This window comes from Xanthomonas vasicola pv. musacearum NCPPB 4379 (assembly GCF_000277895.2).
Lineage (GTDB): Bacteria > Pseudomonadota > Gammaproteobacteria > Xanthomonadales > Xanthomonadaceae > Xanthomonas > Xanthomonas vasicola.
This window is the reverse complement of sequence record NZ_CP034655.1, coordinates 3,028,328-3,047,530: the sequence shown is the minus strand read 5'-3', so window position 1 is coordinate 3,047,530 and position 19,203 is coordinate 3,028,328. Positions and strand designations below refer to the sequence as shown.

The 19,203-nt window shown below is 64.6% G+C and carries 13 protein-coding genes and 1 pseudogene; 3 read left to right on the top strand and 11 right to left on the bottom strand.

Going from position 1 to position 19,203, the window contains the following annotated elements; all coding sequences use genetic code 11:
- Window positions 1–214: 214 nt before the first annotated feature.
- The 8 genes from KWO_RS14165 to KWO_RS14130 all read right to left on the bottom strand — a co-directional run bounded on the left by KWO_RS14165 (window position 215) and on the right by KWO_RS14130 (window position 12,008).
- Window positions 215–1,984 carry an ABC transporter transmembrane domain-containing protein gene (locus KWO_RS14165; RefSeq protein WP_010366385.1) on the bottom strand — a complete coding sequence of 590 codons (1,770 nt, stop codon included), beginning with the start codon at window positions 1,982–1,984 and terminating at the stop codon, window positions 215–217.
- Complete coding sequence (locus tag KWO_RS14160; protein WP_017112795.1) at window positions 1,981–2,583, bottom strand: IMPACT family protein; 603 nt, start codon at window positions 2,581–2,583, stop codon at window positions 1,981–1,983. The genes KWO_RS14165 and KWO_RS14160 overlap by 4 nt, the downstream gene beginning before the upstream one ends.
- 256 nt (window positions 2,584–2,839) lie before the next feature.
- Window positions 2,840–3,433 carry an LOG family protein gene (locus KWO_RS14155; protein ID WP_010366391.1) on the bottom strand — a complete coding sequence of 198 codons (594 nt, stop codon included), beginning with the start codon at window positions 3,431–3,433 and terminating at the stop codon, window positions 2,840–2,842.
- A 207-nt stretch (window positions 3,434–3,640) separates the two neighbouring features.
- Window positions 3,641–5,077 carry a dihydrolipoyl dehydrogenase gene (lpdA, locus tag KWO_RS14150; RefSeq protein WP_010380220.1) on the bottom strand — a complete coding sequence of 479 codons (1,437 nt, stop codon included), beginning with the start codon at window positions 5,075–5,077 and terminating at the stop codon, window positions 3,641–3,643.
- A 239-nt stretch (window positions 5,078–5,316) separates the two neighbouring features.
- On the bottom strand, window positions 5,317–6,528 hold the full coding sequence (gene sucB / locus KWO_RS14145; protein WP_017112796.1) for a dihydrolipoyllysine-residue succinyltransferase: 1,212 nt from the start codon (window positions 6,526–6,528) through the stop codon (window positions 5,317–5,319).
- Window positions 6,529–6,570: 42 nt separating this feature from the next.
- Window positions 6,571–9,399 (bottom strand): 2-oxoglutarate dehydrogenase E1 component, encoded by a 2,829-nt coding sequence (locus KWO_RS14140; RefSeq protein WP_017112797.1) that lies wholly within the window; start codon window positions 9,397–9,399, stop codon window positions 6,571–6,573.
- 180 nt (window positions 9,400–9,579) lie between these two features.
- Window positions 9,580–10,512 (bottom strand): GNAT family N-acetyltransferase, encoded by a 933-nt coding sequence (locus KWO_RS14135; protein ID WP_017112798.1) that lies wholly within the window; start codon window positions 10,510–10,512, stop codon window positions 9,580–9,582.
- Window positions 10,509–12,008, bottom strand: coding sequence for a ribosomal protein uL16 3-hydroxylase (locus KWO_RS14130; RefSeq protein ID WP_010380204.1), 1,500 nt, complete (start codon window positions 12,006–12,008; stop codon window positions 10,509–10,511). The genes KWO_RS14135 and KWO_RS14130 overlap by 4 nt, the downstream gene beginning before the upstream one ends.
- A gap of 312 nt (window positions 12,009–12,320) precedes the next feature.
- On the opposite strand from KWO_RS14130, the gene KWO_RS14125 reads away from it, so the two are divergent.
- Window positions 12,321–12,617, top strand: a complete 297-nt coding sequence (locus tag KWO_RS14125; RefSeq protein ID WP_172638568.1) for a PDZ domain-containing protein — start codon at window positions 12,321–12,323, stop codon at window positions 12,615–12,617.
- A 268-nt stretch (window positions 12,618–12,885) separates the two neighbouring features.
- Here the strand turns inward: KWO_RS14125 and KWO_RS23050 are convergent.
- Together KWO_RS23050 and purB are read right to left on the bottom strand one after the other, a co-directional pair.
- A pseudogene (locus KWO_RS23050) lies at window positions 12,886–13,382 on the bottom strand (DUF3060 domain-containing protein).
- Window positions 13,383–13,630: 248 nt separating this feature from the next.
- A complete protein-coding gene (gene purB, locus KWO_RS14105) occupies window positions 13,631–14,998 on the bottom strand; it encodes an adenylosuccinate lyase (RefSeq protein ID WP_010380195.1) in 1,368 nt (455 codons plus the stop codon).
- Window positions 14,999–15,161: 163 nt separating this feature from the next.
- Here purB and KWO_RS14100 point away from each other — a divergent pair, with 163 nt between their 5' ends.
- On the top strand, window positions 15,162–16,145 hold the full coding sequence (locus KWO_RS14100; RefSeq protein WP_017113896.1) for a CAP domain-containing protein: 984 nt from the start codon (window positions 15,162–15,164) through the stop codon (window positions 16,143–16,145).
- Between the two features lie 10 nt (window positions 16,146–16,155).
- Here the strand turns inward: KWO_RS14100 and KWO_RS14095 are convergent, their stop codons facing one another.
- Window positions 16,156–17,478 carry a hemolysin family protein gene (locus tag KWO_RS14095; protein WP_010380187.1) on the bottom strand — a complete coding sequence of 441 codons (1,323 nt, stop codon included), beginning with the start codon at window positions 17,476–17,478 and terminating at the stop codon, window positions 16,156–16,158.
- 277 nt (window positions 17,479–17,755) lie between these two features.
- On the opposite strand from KWO_RS14095, the gene KWO_RS14090 reads away from it, so the two are divergent.
- Entirely contained in the window at window positions 17,756–19,159 is a 1,404-nt protein-coding gene (locus KWO_RS14090) for a class II fumarate hydratase (RefSeq protein ID WP_010366421.1), read from the top strand.
- Window positions 19,160–19,203 lie beyond the last annotated feature (44 nt).

The window sequence follows — 19,203 nt, the reverse complement described above, 5'->3', positions numbered from 1 at the left end:
ACGGCCGGCGTGGCCGGTGAGGCAAGATGGGCGAAGTGTGGCTAACACGTGGAGCGAGCGGTCGTCCGGTGGCTGTGGACTGCGCGTTGGAATTGCAGTGTACGAGTGACGCGGGCCGATGCCGAACACCGGCCGCGCCCGCGTGGCGATGAGCGCCGTCGTTTTGTTCGCTGCTCCAAGTGCCAAGCGCTGGTAGCGCAGCGTCAGGCAACTCTTATTGATCGATGAACTGCAGCCGCGCCAGCTCCGCGTACAGGCCGCCTTCGGCAATCAATTGCGCATGCGTGCCCTGTGCGACGATGCGGCCGGCATCCATTACTACGATGCGGTCGGCCTTGAGCACGGTGGCCAGGCGGTGCGCGATGACCAGCGTGGTGCGGCCTTCCATCAGCCGGTCCAGTGCCTGTTGCACGGACCGTTCGCTTTGGGCATCGAGCGCGCTGGTGGCTTCATCCAGCAGCAGGATCGGCGCGTCCTTGAGCAGCGCACGCGCAATCGCCACGCGTTGCTGCTGGCCGCCGGACAGGCGCGTGCCGCGTTCGCCCAGTTCGCTGGCGTAACCCTGGGGCAGGGCGCGGATGAAGGCATCGGCTTCGGCCGCGGCGGCGGACGCTTCCACTTCGGCATCGCTGGCTTGCAGCCGCCCGTAGCGGATGTTGTCGGCGGCACTGGCGGCAAAGAGCGTGGGTTGCTGCGGCACCAGCGCGATGCGTTCGCGCAGCAGTACCGGGTCGGTGTCGCGCAGGTCGATGTCGTCGATGCGCACCTTGCCGCTGACCGGGTCGTGGAAACGCAGCAGCATCGCCAGCACCGTGCTCTTGCCTGCCCCGGAAGGACCGACCAGCGCCACGGTTTCGCCAGGGCTGACATGCAGATCGAAGCCATCCAGCGCCGGCGCGTCCGGACGCTGTGGGTAATGAAACACCACCTGATCGAAATGGATCGCGCCGCGCAGCGGCCGCGGCAAGGGCTGCGGCGTGGCCGGCGCCACGATGGCCGGTTGTTCGTCGAGCAATTCACCTACGCGGCCCATGCCGCCGGCGGCACGCTGCAACTCGTTCCAGACCTCGGCCAGCGCGCCGACCGAACCGCCGCCGATCATTGCGTACAACACGAACTGGCCCAGCGTGCCGGGCGTCATGCGGCCAGACACCACATCATGCGCGCCCAACCACAACACCCCAACGATCGCCCCGAAGATCAGCACGATCGCCACTGCGGTCACGGTGGCCTGGGTGCGGATGCGCAGCTTTGCGGTGTCGATGGCGGTCAGCAGTGCCGTACTGAAACGTTGGCTTTCGTAACGCTCGCGCGCATGCGCCTGCACGGTGCGTACTGCGCCCAGGGTTTCGGCCGCCAGCGTATTGGCGTCGGCCACACGGTCCTGGCTTGCACGCGAAATCTTCTGCAGGCGGCGTGCGCCCAGCACGATCGGCAGCACCGCCAGCGGGATGCCGATCAAGGTGAAGCCGGCCAGGCGTGGGCTGGTGACGAACAACATCACCACGCTTCCGATCACCGTGGCTAAGCTACGCAAGGCCACCGACATGGTGCTGCCGATCAGCCCGCGCAGCAATTCGCTGTCGGCCGACAAGCGCGACACCAGTTCGCCACTGCGGCTGCGGTCATGAAATCCGGCGTCCAGGCCAATCAGGTGTGCGTACAGCCGGCCACGTAGGTCGGCGACCACTTTTTCGCCCAGCAGTGCGACGAAATAGAAGCGGGCAGCGGTCGCCACCGCCAGCACCACCGAGACTGCGAACAACAGCGCGAACGCCTGGTTGATCTGCGCGTCGCCGGAGAAGCCTTGATCGATCATGCGCTTGACCGCTGCCGGCAGGCTCAGTGTGGCGGCAGCGGAAATCGTCAGCGCGACCATCCAGGCAACGAACAGGCCACGCTGGCGTTGGATGAAGGGCCACAGGGTGCGCAGGCTGCCCAGCTTCCGCAACGGGTTGGGACGTGCAGCGGCTGGCTGGGTCATGCGGCTTCCGGAGTTGAGAGATTGACACGATTGCGAGTGGCGTCGCACAGGCGGGTTTTCAAGCCGGCGAGCTGATCCGCAGGCAGTTGCACGCGCAACGCTGCACCGTTGGCGTCGAAATGTTCATCCAGTTTGTCGGCATGGAAGGCCGCCAGCGCTGCGTGCACCAGGCCCAGATCGTCGAACCGGCACTGCACCTGCACCAGCGACAACGCGATCAGCGGTTGCCGCGTCGCCAGCCGCAAGCACTCGGCCGCCGTGCCGCCATAGGCGCGTACCAGCCCGCCAGCGCCGAGTTTGATGCCGCCATACCAGCGCGTGACCACGACCACTATCCGGTCGAAGCCCTGGCCGTCGATGGCGGCCAGGATCGGCCGGCCGGCGGTGCCACTCGGCTCGCCGTCGTCGCTGGAGCGATAGTCCTGCCCGAACCGATAGGCCCAGCAGTTGTGGGTGGCATCCGGCACGGACACGCGCTGCACGATCTCCAGCGCATGCGCGGGAGTGTCCAGTGCGGCAGCGTGGGCCAGAAAGCGACTGTGCTTGATGTCCAGGCTGTGGTGCGCGTCAGCGGCGAGGGTATCGAGCATCGCCGCCATTCTATGCGAGGCGCTGTTGCGGGTTGCTGCGGCCATCGTGACTGCCGTTGCAAGCTGGCAAAACAGTGCCAGGTGCCCCGTCGTGCAGCACTACCTCAGCAGTGTCGGAGTGATGTTGGCCGACGCGTCCACAGCGGCATCGCGCTTGCCGGCACCGCGGCGGCGGCTGGCATCGTGTGCTGGGCAACCTAGTGAGTCGCGCCTTGGTAACCCCGCAGACTTGCAGTGAGACGACGTGTGTTTTGGCTACCTTCGGTTACACCAGGGTGGAGCGGCGCTTCTCGTCAATCCACTTCGACGCCTGCGCCGGGGTGTAGTGCTGCATCCATTCCAGCATCTGCTCGATATCGGCGCCATACCACAGGTCGGCACGCTGGTCCGGATGCAGGAAACGCTCTTCGACCATGCGATCGATCATGCCGATCAACGGTGCGTAGAAGCTATCGATATCCAGGAACGCGCACGGCTTGTTGCCGATGCCGAGCTGGCGCCAGGTCAGCATTTCGAAGATCTCTTCCATGGTGCCGAAGCCGCCGGGCAGGGCGACGAACGCATCGGACAACTCGAACATGCGCATCTTGCGCTCATGCATCGAGCCGACGATCTCCAGTTCGGTCAGGCCGCGGTGGGCCACTTCCCAGTCCGCCAGCTGCTTGGGAATCACGCCGGTGACCTGGCCGCCGGCAGCGAGGACGGCGTTGGCCACCGTGCCCATCAGACCAACATTGCCACCGCCGTAGATCAGTCGCAGGCCTTGCGCGGCGATGCGCGTGCCCAACGCGGTGGCGCGTTCGGCATAGACCGGTTTGTTGCCGGCGTTGGAGCCGCAATAGACGCAGATGCTTTTCATGGGATTTGGGAGTTGGGATTGGGGATTCTTAAAAGCGGAGCGCGGCGCGTCGATGTCATCTGAAATCAGTCGAATACACGTTGCACGATTGTTTTGACTGGGCCTGAAAAACACAACGCCGGGCTTTCGCCCGGCGCCATGCCATTGCCGGAAAGATGCGGGAAGGGGACGACCGCTCTTGCGAATCCCTAATCCCTAATCCCGGCCTTAGTTCGCCTTATGAATAGCGCGCTTGCTCACTGCCATCGCGGCGTCGTGGATCGCTTCGGAAAGCGTCGGATGCGCGTGGCAGATACGCGCCAGGTCGTCGGCGGAGCCGTTGAACTCCATCGTCAGCACGCCTTCGTGCACCAACTCGGAGACGCCCACGCCGACCAAATGCATGCCCAACACGCGGTCGGTTTCGGCATCGGCGATCACCTTGACGAAGCCAGCCGGCTCGCCCATGGCCACCGCACGGCCGATTGCCGCGAACGGGAAGCTGCCGGCCTTATAGGCGACGCCTTCGGCCTTCAACTGCTGCTCGGTCTTGCCGACCCAGGCAATCTCCGGTTCGGTATAGATGACCCACGGAATGGTGTCGAAGTTGACGTGGCCGGGCAGGCCGGCGATCAGCTCAGCCACTGCGATGCCTTCCTCAAAGCCCTTGTGCGCCAGCATCGGGCCGCGCACGCAGTCGCCGATCGCCCACACGCCGTCCACGCCGGTGTGGCAATGTCCGTCCACCTCGATCTGGCCGCGGTCGGTGACCTTGACTCCCGTGCCTTCGGCCAGCAGGTTCTTGGTCGCGGCCTTGCGGCCGACGGCCACCAGCAGCTTGTCCACGGTCAGGGTCTGCTCGCCAGCGGCGTCGGTGTAGCTGAGCACCACCTGCCTGGCATCGCCGCTGCCGGTGATCTCGGTCTTGCTCACCTTGGCGCCCAGCTTGATGTCCAGATCCTGCTTCTTGAATTCCTTCAGCGCGGTCTTGGCCACTTCGGCATCGGCCAGCGCCAGGAAGTCCGGCAACGCTTCGAGGATGGTGACCTCGGCGCCCAGACGCTTCCACACGCTGCCCAGCTCCAGGCCGATCACACCGGCGCCGATCACCGCCAGACGCTTGGGAACGGCGGTGAAATCAAGGCCGCCGACGTTGTCGACGATGGTGTCGCCGTCGAACTTAGCGAACGGCAGTTCGATCGACTCCGAACCGGCCGCCAGGATCACGTTGGTGCCCTTCAGCTCGATCTCGCCGCCTTCGTGCTGGGTCACCTTGACGATGTTGCCCGGCTGCAGCTGGCCGAATCCGTAGTACGGAGTGATCTTGTTGGCCTTGAACAGCATCGCGATGCCGCCGGTGAACTGCTTCACGATCTTGTCCTTGCGGCCGATCATGGTGGGCACGTCCATCTTGGCGTCGTTGAAGCTGATGCCGTGGTCGCCGAACAGGTGACCCATGTTCCAGAACTGGCGCGAGGAATCCAGCAGCGCCTTGGACGGAATGCAGCCCACGCGCAGGCAGGTACCGCCCAGCGCCGGCTTGCCATCCTTGCCGAGGGCCGCGTCGATGCAGGCGACCTTCATGCCCAACTGCGCCGCACGGATGGCGGCGTGATAACCGGCCGGACCGGCACCGATGACGACGACGTCGTAGTTTTCAGCCATTTTCTAGAGTCCTTTGCCTTGCCCTTCTCCTGCGGGAGAAGGTGGCGCGTAGCGCCGGATGAGGGTGCGGTGGTCGCCTGCCCGGTATTCCCGACATGAAGCAAGCCACTGCGAAATGAGTTAGTGAACAGCCGATAGTTCGCCTCTGTGACTCGCGGCGGCTCGTTCTTCATTGCTGAGTCGGACGCAGTTGCCTGGCGTCCCCAACCCCTCTCCCGGTGGGAGAGGGGCTTCAAGGCTTACAGACCGAACAACATGCGGCCCGGGTTTTCCAGCTGATTCTTGATGTCGACCAGGAACTGCACCGAATCCTTGCCATCGATGATGCGGTGGTCGTAGGACAGCGCCAGATACATCATCGGGGCGATCACGACCTGGCCGTTCTCGGCGATCGGGCGTTCCTTGATCGCGTGCATGCCCAGGATGGCGCTCTGCGGCGGGTTGATGATCGGGGTGGACAGCAGCGAGCCGAAGGTGCCGCCATTGGTGATGGTGAACGTGCCGCCCTGCAGATCGTCCAGACCCAGCTTGCCGGCGCGCGCCTTGGCGGCGTAATCGGCGATGCCCTGTTCCACTTCCGCGAACGACTGGCGCTCGACGTTACGCAGCACCGGCGTGACCAGACCCTTCTCGGTCGACACGGCGATCGAGATGTCGCTGTAGCCGTGATAGATGATGTCGTCGCCGTCGATCGACGCATTGACCAGCGGGAAGCGCTGCAGCGCGTTGGCGGCGGCTTTGACGAAGAAGCTCATGAAACCGAGCTTGATGCCGTGTGCCTTCTGGAACTCGTCCTGCAGTTCCTTACGCGCGGCCGACACCTTGGCGAGGTTGACCTCGTTGAAGGTGGTCAGCATCGCGGTGGAGTTCTTGGATTCCATCAGGCGCTTGGCAATCGTCTTGCGCACGCGGGTCATCGCCACGCGCTCTTCCGGACGCGCACCAGAGGCCTTGCCCACGCCGCCGGCCTTGGCGAAGTTGACGATGTCTTCCTTGGTCACTGCGCCACGACGGCCGGTGCCCTCGACCTGCGACGGATCCACGCCCTGGGTGATCGCGGAGAAACGCGCACCCGGCGGCAGTGAATCGGCAGCCGACTTGGACGCAGGCGCCGGTGCAGCGGCGGCAGCCGGTGCCGGAGCGGCTGCCGGAGCGGCAGCAGCCGCGGGTGCAGCGGCCTGCTTCTCTTCAGCCGGTGCAGCCGCAGCCACAGCGCCTTCTTCGATGATCGCCAGAATCTGGTTGCTGGTGACCGTACTGCCGGCTTCGAACTTGATTTCCTTCAGTACGCCGTCGACCGGCGAAGGAACTTCCAACACGACCTTGTCGGTTTCCAGGTCGACCAGATTCTCGTCACGCTTGACCGCTTCACCGGCCTTCTTGTGCCAGCTGGCGATGGTGGCGTCGGAAACGGATTCGGGCAGTACCGGAACTTTGACTTCGGTGGCCATTCGGGGAGCGTCCTAGGGTTTTCGTTCTTTGGGGAAGAGGAGTTATTCAGCGACTTGGTCGTTGAACGGATTGAGTAGCGCATCGGCGACCAGCTTCTGCTGTTCGATGATGTGGTCGGCCATGTGGCCGGCGGCAGGCGAGGGCGAACGGGCGCGGCCGGCGTAATGCAGGCTCTGACCGCTGGCCAGGCAGAAGTTGAGGTGGTGGCGGATCTGGTACCACGCACCCTGGTTCTGCGGTTCTTCCTGGCACCACACCACATCGGTGGCATTGGCATAGGCCTTGAGCTCGGCAGCCAGCTGCGCACGCGGGAACGGATACAGCTGTTCGATGCGCACAATGGCGACGTCGTCCTGGCCGCGCTTGGTCTGGTCTTCCAGCAGGTCGTAATAGACCTTGCCCGAGCACAGCACCACGCGCTTGACCTTGGCCGCGTCGGCCCTGGCATCCGGGATCAGATGCTGGAACTCGCCCTCGGCCAATTCTTCCAGGCTCGACACTGCCAGCTTGTGCCGCAGCAACGACTTGGGCGTCATCACCACCAGCGGCTTGCGGGTGGTCATGCGCATCTGACGGCGGATCATGTGGAAGCACTGCGCCGGCGTGGTCGGCACGCAGACCAGCATGTTCTCCAGCGCGCACAGCTGCAGGAAACGCTCAAGGCGCGCGGAGCTGTGCTCCGGACCCTGGCCTTCGTAGCCGTGCGGCAGGAACAGCGACAGGCCCGCAATGCGGCCCCACTTGGCTTCGCCAGCGGCAATGAACTGATCGATCACCACCTGCGCGCCGTTGGCGAAGTCGCCGAACTGCGCTTCCCAGATGCACAGCGCATTCGGGTCGGTGGTTGAGTAGCCGTATTCGAAACCCATCACCGCTTCTTCGCTGAGCAGCGAATCGATCACGGTGGCGTCTTCGGGGTTCTGCACCAGCTGGCGCAGCGGCAGGTAGTAGTTGTCGGTCTTCTGGTCATGCAGGATCGCGTGACGGTGGAAGAACGTGCCGCGGCCGGCGTCCTGGCCGACCAGACGCAACTTGTGGCCTTCCGCCAGCAGCGTGGCGTACGCCAGGTTTTCGGCAAAGCCCCAGTCGCCGAGCTGATCGCCGGCAGCCATCTTGACGCGATCTTCGTAGATCTTCGCCACGCGGGCGTGCAGTTCGACGCCTTCGGGGATGGTGGTGATCAGCTTTGCCAAACGGTCCAACTGCTCGCGCTTGACGCGCGTGTCGACCGGATCGGCAGCGGTGCCGACCAGATACTTGGACCAATCGATGGCGAATTCGTCCGGCTTGCGCTTGGCCAGTTCGGTGGTGTATTCGCCCGAATCCAGCTTGTTGCGGTAGCCATCCACCAGCGCCTTGGCTTCGTCGGCGCTCAGCACGCCGTCGCTTTCCAGCTTGGCGGCATACAGCTCGCGGGTGGTCTTGTGCTTGCGGATGGTCTGGTACATCACCGGCTGGGTCGCTGCCGGTTCGTCGGCTTCGTTATGGCCCCAACGGCGGTAGCAGACCAGGTCGATGACCACGTCTTTCTTGAACTGCTGGCGGAATTCATAGGCCAGCTTGGACACGAACATCACCGCGTCCGGGTCGTCGCCGTTCACGTGGAAGACCGGCGCGCCGATCATCTTGGCCACGTCGGTGCAGTACAGCGTGGAGCGCGCGTCGTCGCGGGTGCTGGTGGTGAAGCCGATCTGGTTGTTGATGACGATGTGCACCGTGCCGCCGACTGCGAAACCGCGCGCCTGCGACATCTGGAACAGCTCCATCACCACGCCCTGGCCGGCGAATGCCGCGTCGCCATGGATCAGGATTGGCAGCACGGTCTTGCGTTCGGCATCGCCGAAACGTTCCTGACGCGAGCGCACGCTGCCCACCACAACCGGGTCGACGATTTCCAGATGCGAGGGGTTAAACGCCAGCGCCAGATGCACCTGCTTGTCGGTGCCAACAGCGATGTCGGCCGAGAAACCCATGTGGTACTTGACGTCGCCGGTATGCGCGCGGTCGTCATGGGCGTGCTCGAACTTGCCTTCGAATTCGTCGAACAGCTTGCGCGGGTTCTTGCCCAGCGTATTGACCAGCACGTTGAGGCGGCCGCGGTGGGCCATGCCGATCACGATGTCCTTGACCTGATCGTTGCCGGACCGGCGAATGATCTCGTCCATCATCGGAATCAACGAATCGCCGCCTTCCAGCGAGAAGCGCTTCTGGCCGACGTACTTGGTGTGCAGGTAGCGCTCCAGGCCTTCAGCCGCTGTGAGCCGCTCCAGGGTGCGCTTGCGGCTGGCAGCATCGCCTGCAATCTTGCCGCCGGCATCTTCCAGTCGCTTGTAGATCCACTGACGCTGGTCGAATTCCTGGATGTGCATGAACTCTGCGCCGATGCTGCTGGCGTAGGTCGCCTTCAGGCGCGTCAACAGATCCTTCAGCTTCATCCGCGGCTGGCCGCCGACGCCGCCGGTGCTGAACTCGCTGTCCATGTCCGCCTGCGAGAGGCTGTGGAACGGCAGATCCAGATCGGGCGGGTTGACCGGCGGGGTCAGGCCCAGCGGGTCGAGCTGCGCGCCAAGATGGCCGCGGGCGCGGTAGGCAGTGATCAGACGGCCGACATTGCGCTCGCGCTCGTCACTGACGCCTGCACCGGTGCCGGCGTTGGCTGCGTGTTTGGACGCACTGAGGATGTGGGCGATGGCCGCCGAGTGCGGTACGTCACCGGCACTGCGACCTTCGAAACCATCGAAGTAGCTCTTCCACTTCGGATCGACAATGTCCGGGGCGACGAGGTACTGCTCGTACAGATCCTCGATATAGGCGGCGTTGCCGCCGGCGAGCTGCGATGACTGCGCGAACTGCTTTAGGAGATTATCCACGATGGTAAGTCGGGTCTGCTGTGGGGATGATTGTGCGGAAGCGGCAGGGCAAGATGCCCTATCGGTCGGTCTCAAATCTCGAAAAATTATACCCTCTTGCGCCAGTGAGGGGGCGTCTGCGAGCTGACCGGCGGGGTAGGCCAATTGCTCACACGCCTACGTGCGAGGAACGCTGCGGCGTCAGATGCCGAGCGCGCGTGGCTCATTCCAAAGTGCGCTGCGCTCCCATATCTGCGCGAATGCGCGCTCTAACTGGCGGCTACGCGCTGCGCCAGACAACCAGGTTTCGCCATCATCGAAGCGATGACCTGTTGGACGAAAGTAGTAGGCGTCGTCGCCGACGACATAGACCGATGCAAAACTTGCATCGACCGGGTCGCTGACCGCGCGGAACCGGAACACGCTGGGCAGGCGCTGTGCCAGCCTCAGCATTGCACTGCTACCGGCGTTGGCGCTGGTGGGGTCTTGCACCAAGACATGCACGCGCTTGTCGTGGCGGGCGGTGGCGAAACGGCGCAACGCATCGAGCACTGCAGCGTTGTCGAACAGGGGTGGGTCCAGGGCGCGTGTGTAGATCAGCACTTGGCGGCGCGCAGCGCAGAGCAGACCAGTGGTGGCGGCCAGGGCCGCGGTGAGGGTCTCGACGGCCATTGGGCCATCGAGGCGACGGTGCACGACGATGCCGGGCGCAGCGTGTGTCTGGCCGAAGCGCTCGGGGAAGGGAAGTGGGGTGGTGTCGGGCAGGAAGCCCAGGCGCGCGAAGACCGCCTCCGCGTTGGGGCTGGGGCGCGCGTGCAGGCTGGGCCAGCCGTGCTGGCGGGCCGTGTCGACGGCGGCAGCGAGCAGTTGGTCGGCGACTCCGCGGCGGCGCCAGTGGGGGAGAACGCCGAGCCGGTCGAGCCGGCGATCGGCGGTGACTCGCACCGAGCCGATCCACTGGCCGTCCTCGGTGCGCGCTGCCAGATGCAGGCTGAGCGGGTCCAAGGCATCCCATTCGGCACCGCTGGTGGTGCCAGCGGTGTCGGTGGCGCAGGTCAGCCGCAGTGCACGCAGCGCCGCGGCATCGGAAGCCGGGTTCAGCGTGACGATCTGCGGGCTGGCATGCGGAGTCATGCGGGTTTGGTGGTCTCGTCGCTGTCGTCGGAATCGGTGTCGTCGGCACTATGGCTGGCGTCGTCCTGCTCGGCTGCGTCGTCACTCTCGATTTCGGCAACAGCGTCCTGCACGGCATCCAGCGTCTCTGCCGGGTTGCCGGCGTCGTCTGCGACCTGTTCGACATCGGCATCGGCATCGATGGCGTCGTCCGCTTCCGGTGCCTCGTCTTCGGCGTCTGCCTCGTCGTGGTCGGAAGACACGCTCAGGGCATGTACGGCATCGTCGTCGGCGATATCCCCATCGGCGTCTTCGTGGGCGCGCTGGTAATGGCCTTGTGCCAGCAGCTCCAGTACGACCTCACGCCCACGTGGCGACAACTGCCCGTACAGCGTGCCGTCGATCTCTTCGGCCGCGGCCAGACGGGACGCGTCCTTGGCCGACAGCGCAAACTCCAGGCCGCTGCAGAACAGCGTGGCGCCGCGCTTGGCACGCCGCCAGGCCAGCCGCGACCACGGGTGGCGATGCAGCAGCACGCCTTCTTCCAGCGCCTGCTCGACCGCTTCGCGCGGGATGGGTTCTGGCGCCGGCACCACGTCGCCGGAGGCGCGGTAGGTGGTCATGAAACGGCCGAACCAGTCGCCAAGGCGATCGGGCTCGTTCATGCGCAACGCGTTGAGCGCTTCAACCACGCGGTTCATTGCGGTGACGTCGATCTCGTACGGGTCGGCCGGCACCTTGAGGTCTTCGTCGTGATAGCGCACGGCCTCGTCGGCATCGGCAATCAAGGTATCCAGGTAATCGCCGATCAGCTCGGCCGAGGACGGCGCGCGGGTGCCGATGGAGAACGTCAGGCAGGCGTCTTCGGCCACGCCGTGGTGCGGGATCAACGGCGGCAGATACAGCATGTCGCCCGGGCCCAGAACCCAATCGTGCGTTGGCTTGAACTCGCGCAGCAGCTTCAGCTCGACATCGTCGCGGAACGCCAGTGGGGTGGGCTTGCGGCCCTGTGCGATGCGCGCATCGATCTGCCAGCGGCGGTGGCCCTGGCCCTGCAGCAGGAACACGTCGTAATGGTCGACATGCGCGCCCACCGAGCCGCCGGTGGCGGCGAAGCTGATCATGATGTCGTCGATGCGCCAGCGCGGCAGGAAGCGGAAGCGCTCCAGCAGGGCACGCACGTCGGCGTCCCATTTGTCCACGTCCTGCACCAGCAGAGTCCAGTCATGGTCGGGCAGGCCGGGGAAATCGGTTTCCTGGAACGGGCCGCTGCGCACGTCCCAGCTGTCGGTGGTGCGGTCGTGGCTGATCAGACGCGCCAGCACGCCGTCTTCGCAGGCCAGCCCGGCCAGATCTTCCGGCTGCAGCGGCGAGGCGAAATCCGCGAACGCGTTGCGAATCAAAAGTGGGTGCTTGTGCCAGTAATTGCGCAGGAAACGCTCGACCGGCATGCCCAGCTGCTGTCCCGGACGGGCCTGGACTTCGATGGCAAGTGGGGTCGCTTTACGTACGGCCATTTTGGGGGTCCTTGAACGGTGTAGAAGAGAGTGCGGCGCGCGGCGTTGGCAGGCGCGAATGGCCTATTGTCGACTGCCTGAGCCGGATGTGCACCTGTGCCGGTGCGGCGCGCACGTGCTGTCGTCCGCCACGCAGCACTGGTCAGGGTGTCCGATGGCACATGAGTGGTAGCGCCTGCACTGAAACACTGCGGCATCGCAGTCTTGGTGTGCTGCTCCCTCGCTTTGGAAACCGGGTGCATGAACCGTCGGACGCTGATGCAGCTGTTGTTGAGTGCGACGTGGGAGTGCACGGCGCCGTGCAGGCCGCCGATGACAAGGCTGGTTCGGCCTGAGTTTCGCGGTGGAAGCGATGGATTTTCGTTCAATCCCACGCTGACCTCGGTCACGATCGATTCGGTAAAGCTGGCCTCGCCCGCAGCCACAGCGGGGCTGCAGGTGGGTGATGCGATCGTGTCCGCACAAGGCATCACGGTGGCTGGAAGCAAGGCCGATGTGCTCAAGCAGGCCGTCAACCGCAAGGTCGGGCAGACCCTGCGGTTGGTGATCGTGCGCGGTGCAGCCCAGCCGCGCGAAGTGACGCGGGTGGCCGCCCGGCGGCCCGACTGACGCGCTAGGAACGGCTTAAACGTGGCGAGCCTCGTCAGGTGGCTGCGTGCGGGCATGCAGGAACCGCAATGTACGAGTGGTTCCTGCGAATTGCGAGCGCCGGCCGCGCCAGCCTGGCGTGTACGCAGTGGGTTGTTAGTCGCACTAAATTCGCATCGTTTGTAAAAGCAATGCCTGCTGGCGTTGCGTGCAGTGCGGTCATGCAGCGACGTGCAGACGGCTGATCTGGAGCGCGTACGCCTGCATGGCGCGCATCACAGCCGACAGATCACATCACCTTGTTATCGCGGCCGCGGTCGTCCAGCGCGGGCTTGCTGGATGGGTTGACGGTGTTGTCGTTGCCGGAAAACCGCACCTGCTTCATTTCGCGCGCCAGCACAAGATTCTTGTTGCCCTGGATATCCACACTATCAACATGGGTCAGATTGAGCGTGTTGTCGTGACCGGTCACGCTGAGCTGGCCAAGTTGCTTGTTGAGCACCGTGAAGTTGCTTCTTTCCAGGCGAATGCTGCGCGCGGTGTCCAGATTCATGGCGCCACGCGAGGCGGTGCTGGTGACCATGCCGCACTCGCCGTGCAGGATCCATTCGCTGTCATTGCGGTCAGCCGGACATCCTTGCCGGCGCAGTCTGCGCCGCTGGCAGGATCGGTCAACGTGGACGAGACCGCCGACAGCGCCTGCGCGGCAGGGCCGTCGCCGCCGCATCTGCTCAGTGTAAAGACGCTTGCCAGCGTCAACAGGGAAGGTGGGTGAGTGACAGGCATCGCCGATCTGCTGATCAGTTAATCCGGCACGGTAGCAGTCCGCTCGGTCACCCATGTGCAGGCCAGCGTCCGCTATCCAGGCCGGTAGCGAGGCATGACGCATGCGACGCGACGTGTGCCGCGGCGCAGGTGTCACTGATTTCTACGGTGCTTTATCGGCATGTGGTGATGCCGATGCCATCTCGTTGATGATCGTCGATGAGCTGATCCACACGGCAAGCCTACAGAGGGCTTGCGGGCGGGTCAGTTCAGATCGCGCGCGCCAGCTGTTCGGCCAGGCCGGTGTAGGCGCCTGGAGTGAGCGCGCGCAGGCGCTGCTTGTCGTCTTCCGGCAATTGCAGGCTTTCCACAAAGGCCTGCATCGAGGCGGCGGTGATGCCCTGGCCGCGGGTCAGGGCCTTGAGTTGTTCGTACGGGTTGGGCAGGCCGTGGCGGCGCATCACCGTCTGCACGGCTTCGGCCAGCACTTCCCAGGCCGCATCCAGGTCGGCATCAAGACGCTCGGGGTTGACGGTCAGTTTGCCCAGCCCCTTGGCCAGCGAATCCAGTGCAACCTGGGTGTGGCCGAACGCGGTGCCGAGCGCGCGCAGCACGGTGGAATCGGTGAGATCGCGCTGCCAGCGGCTGATCGGCAACTTGGCGGAAAAATGCTCGAACAGCGCATTGGCGATGCCGAAATTGCCTTCGGCATTTTCGAAGTCGATCGGGTTGACCTTGTGCGGCATGGTCGAGGAACCGACTTCGCCTTCTTTCAGCTTCTGCTTGAAATAGCCCAGCGAGATATAGCCCCAGATGTCGCGTGCCAAGTCGATCAGGATGGTGTTGACGCGACGGCTGGCATCGCCGATTTCGGCCACATTGTCGTGCGGCTCGATCTGGGTGGTGTAGGGGTTGAACACCAGGCCCAGGCTCTCGACGAAACGCTGTGCGAACGCCGCCCAGTCCAGGTCCGGGTAGGAAACCAGATGCGCGTTGTAATTGCCGACCGCGCCATTGATCTTGCCGGTCAGCTCGACCGCGGCGATCTGCTTGCGCTGGCGCTCCAAGCGCGCGACCACATTGGCGATTTCCTTGCCCAGCGTGGTGGGCGAGGCGGTCTGGCCGTGGGTGCGCGAGAGCATCGGCTGGCTGGCCTGGGCGTGGGCGAGGCTGCGCAGCGCGGCGGTAATGCCGTCCAGGCTGGGCAGCAACACCGCGCGGCGTGCCTGCTCCAGCAGCAAGCCGTAGCTCAGGTTATTGATGTCTTCGCTGGTGCACGCAAAGTGCACGAATTCCAGCGCCGGGCCCAGCTCGGCGTCGTCCTTGAGCTGCTCCTTGATGAAGTACTCCACCGCCTTGACGTCATGGTTGGTGGTGCGTTCGATCTCTTTGACCCGCGCGGCATGGGCTACGCTGAAATCGTCAGCCAGCGCGCGCAGGCGCTGCGTGGCAGCCGCCGAGAACGGCGCCAGCTCGGCGATGCCCGGCTCGGCCGCCAGGGCCAGCAGCCATTCGATTTCGACCTTGACCCGCGCCTTGATCAGGCCGTATTCGGAGAAGATCGGGCGCAGCGCATCCACTTTGGAGGCGTAGCGGCCGTCGAGCGGGGACAGGGCGAGCAGGGCGGAATCCGACATGGGCAAGAGAGGCAGCGGTGACGGTGGGGCCAATATTCTACGCCGCCGGCGCTGTGGGCAGGCCCGGTGAGCTGCAAGTGGGTCGCCAAGTCCACGCCAGCGTGGGCTGAATGGCGGGCTACCTGCGCAGCAGAGGAGCCCGACACAGCGCGATCTGCACTTTATGGTAGAGTTCCCCGCGCTGTTCCGGCCTGCCATGCGCCCGATCTTCGCTCGCCTCGCCATCGCGATCTTGCCCGCCGCGCTGCCCGCCGCCGCGCAGGAGGCCGACTTCGCGGCGCAGGCGGCGGCGCTGTATCGCACCCCGCCCGCGATCGCCGGTTGCCGTGCCGGCGATCTGCAGCCGGCGCAGCGACAACGCGTGCTGGCGCTGATCAACGACATCCGTCGGCTGCACGGTCTCGACGCGGTCGACTACGACCCGGCGGCCGAGCCCGAAGCCACCCAGGCCGCCTTGGTCATTGCCGCCAACGGCCGCCTCAGCCATACGCCGACGCCAGACTGGCGCTGCTATTCCGACATCGCGGCCAAGGGCGCGCGCCGTAGCCTGATCTATGGCGGGGTCAGTTCGCCGCTGCTGGGTTTCTCCAGCCCCGAACAGATCGTGATCGAATGGCTGACCGACGCCAACAATGTCAGCGCCGGTGGACTAGGGCACCGCCGTTGGCTGCTGGATCCGTTTCTGCAACGCGTGGCCTTCGGCATGGTGGCTGGTCGCAACGGCGCTGCGTTCAGTAGCGGCGCCGCGCTGCGCTTCGTTCCGGCGGTCGGCGGCGCGGCGCGGACGCGTGCCGATTTCATCGCCTGGCCGATCGGTGAGTACCCACGCCGTTACCACGCCGACGATGCGCTGTTGTCGTTCACCGCCTTGCCGGACCGCAATCGCAAGTTCGCCAATCGCGATGTCGACTACGCCGAGGTGCAGGTGCAGATTAGCGAGCGCGGTGGACGCCAGCTGCAGGTGCGCAACCTGAGCGACGACCACGAGGGTTTCGGGGTGCCCAATAGCCTGCAGTTCCGGGTGCCGCGCTTGCAGCCGGATGTGATCTACGACGTGACCATCCGCGGGGTGCGCTTCGGCGGGCAGTCGCGCGATTACCGCTATTGGTTTCGCCTCGGCGATTCGCCTCGCGCGTCCGTCGACTGAATCGACGGCATCATCCGGCCGGGGCGTCAGCGTCGCCCACCGGACGCACGGTCACTGCCTGGATGCGGTGGCCGGCCATGCGTCGCACAGTCAATAAGTGGCCATCCACCTCCAGCGTTTCGCCCTCCTCGGGCAGCCGCTGCAGCTGATACAGAATCAGCCCGCCGACCGAATTGACGTGGTCCGGCGCGCTCAGATCCTGGCCGAGCAGGCGTTCCAGGCGGAAAATCGACGTGCTGCCGGCGACCAGTAGCGAGCCGTCCTGGCCACGGATCGGGGCATCGCGCACCACGTGGCGATGCTCGTCCTCGATCTCGCCGACCACCACTTCCAGCAGGTCTTCCAGGGTGAAAAAGCCCAGGATGCGGCCTTCTTCTTCCACGCACAGCGCCAGATGGGTGGTGCCGGTGCGGAATTGCTCCAACGCGCTGGGAATCGGCGTTTCCAGAGTCAGTACGGTAGGTGGCCGCAGCAAAGGGCGCAGATCGTCCAGGTCCTGGCCGCGTGCCATCGCCACCAGCAGGTCCTTGGTGTGCAGGATGCCCAGCACCTGTTCGCCATCGGCATCGAACCAGGGGTAGCGGCTGTAGCGCGACTCACTGAATTCCGCTAACACCGCTTGCAGGTTCATGCCTTCGCGCAGGCTGCGCATGTGCTCGCGCGGACGCATCAGATCGCCGGCCACCAAATCCGGCAATTCCAATGCGTGGCTCATCAAGGCCAGGCCTTGGTCGGACGTGGCCGCGTTCGGGTCCTGGCGGCCAACGATCAGCATCAGCTCTTCTCGCGAATAACGGTGCGAGTGATGTCCCGCATCGCCCCAGCCGAGCAGGCGCAGCAATCGATTCGCGCTGTTATTGAGCACCCAGATCGCCGGATACATGGCCCAATAAAAAACGTAGAGCGGCGCAGCGGTCCACAGCGACATCTGCTCCGGCCGGCGAATCGCCATGGTCTTGGGCGCCAATTCACCCAGCACGATGTGCAGGAACGAAATCAGGCTGAAAGCGATCGCCAGCGCAGTGAATTGTGCCGCTTCCGGCGACAGGCCCAACGTATCGAAGACCGGTTGCAGCAGATGCGCGAAAGCCGGCTCGCCGACCCAGCCCAGTCCGAGCGAGGCCAGCGTAATACCGAGCTGGCAGGCCGACAGATACGCGTCCAAATGTGCGTGCACACCAAGCAGCAATCGCCCGCGCCAGCCGTTGGTTTGCGCCAGGCCCACCGCCTGCGTGTGCCGCAGCTTGACCAGCGCAAACTCGGCGGCAACAAAAAATCCATTCAACAGCGCCAACAACAGCGCCACGAACAGCAGCAGAACGTTACCTAACATGTCTGCCTCCGTGCGCTCTGAAAGCGCTGCTTCTGCGCGCCAATGCACCCCTCGCGGCGGTGCGGTATTGGGCGGACATGGAGTTTGCGTATCTACAGTCAGGCTCGTCGCCCATGGCGGCTTGGTACTTCGTATTGATCAGCATGCAGCCTAGCGGACGGCGCGCGACGACATCGTCGCAACGCGGCGAGCGAGTATCGTAGACAGCCACGCCAGCGTGGGTACGCCCGCTGCCAGCCATCCATCACCACAAACCAACCATGTGCGGAGAGTGCAGATGAGCGAACGTTTCAGGACCGAACACGACAGCATGGGCGAACTGCAAGTGCCTGCCGATGCGTTGTGGGGCGCGCAGACCCAGCGTGCGGTGCAGAATTTTCCGGTGTCCGGGCAGCCGATGCCGCGCGGTTTCATCCGCGCGCTGGGCCTGATCAAGGCAGCGGCGGCCGGCGTCAATGCCGAACTTGGATTGCTGCCGAAATCGATCGGCAAAACCGTGCAGACCGCTGCGTTGCAAGTGGCCGAGGGCAGCTTCGATACGCAGTTTCCCATCGATGTGTACCAGACCGGTTCGGGCACCTCGTCCAATATGAATGCCAATGAGGTGATTGCCACATTGGCCACGCGCGCTGGCAAGGACGCGGTGCATCCGAACGATCACGTCAATCTCGGACAGAGTTCCAACGACGTGATTCCCACTGCCATTCGCGTGTCGGCATTGCTCGCTGTGCAGGAACACCTGCAGCCGGCGCTAAAGCATCTGCGCAAGACCATCGACAAGCGCGCGAAATCGCTGGACAAGATCGTCAAAACCGGCCGCACACATTTGATGGATGCGATGCCGCTGACCTTCGGCCAGGAGTTCGGTGCATGGTCGGCGCAGCTGAGTTCGGCGCAGGAGCGTCTCGACGATGCGCTGAAGCGGTTGCGGCGGTTGCCGTTGGGCGGCACCGCGATCGGCACCGGCATCAATGCCGACCCGCGTTTCGGTGGCAAGGTGACCAAGGCCTTGTCCAGCCTGAGTGGGGCCAAGTTCGAGAGTGCGGAAAACAAGTTCGAAGGGCTCGCTGCGCAGGACGATGCGGTGGAATTGTCCGGCCAGCTCAATGCGCTGGCGGTGGCACTAATCAAGATCGCGAACGATCTGCGCTGGATGAATGCCGGCCCATTGGCGGGCCTGGGCGAGATCGAATTGCCGGCGTTGCAGCCGGGCAGCTCGATCATGCCGGGCAAGGTCAATCCAGTGATTCCCGAAGCCACCGTGATGGCGTGTGCGCAGGTCATCGGCTACCACACCGCGATCACCGTGGCCGGGCAGACCGGCAATTTCCAATTGAACGTGACGCTGCCGCTGATCGCCTACAACCTGCTGGATTCGATCACGTTGCTGGGCAATGTCTCGCGCCTGCTGGCCGACACGGCGATTGCCGGGTTGAAGGTGCGGCAGGAGCGTGTCCGCGAGGCGCTGGACCGCAATCCGATCCTGGTGACCGCGCTGAATCCGATCATCGGTTACGAAAAGGCCGCGGCGATTGCCAAGCGTGCCTACAAGGAGCAGCGCCCGGTACTCGATGTAGCCAAGGAAGACAGCGGGCTCAGCGAAGCGGAGCTGCGGCGATTGCTCGACCCGGCCGCGTTGACGCTTGGCGGTATCCAGGCCGGCGGTGGTAGCGGCGGCTGATCACTGCTGCGTGAGTAGGAGCGCACATGTGCGCGACGGGGCAT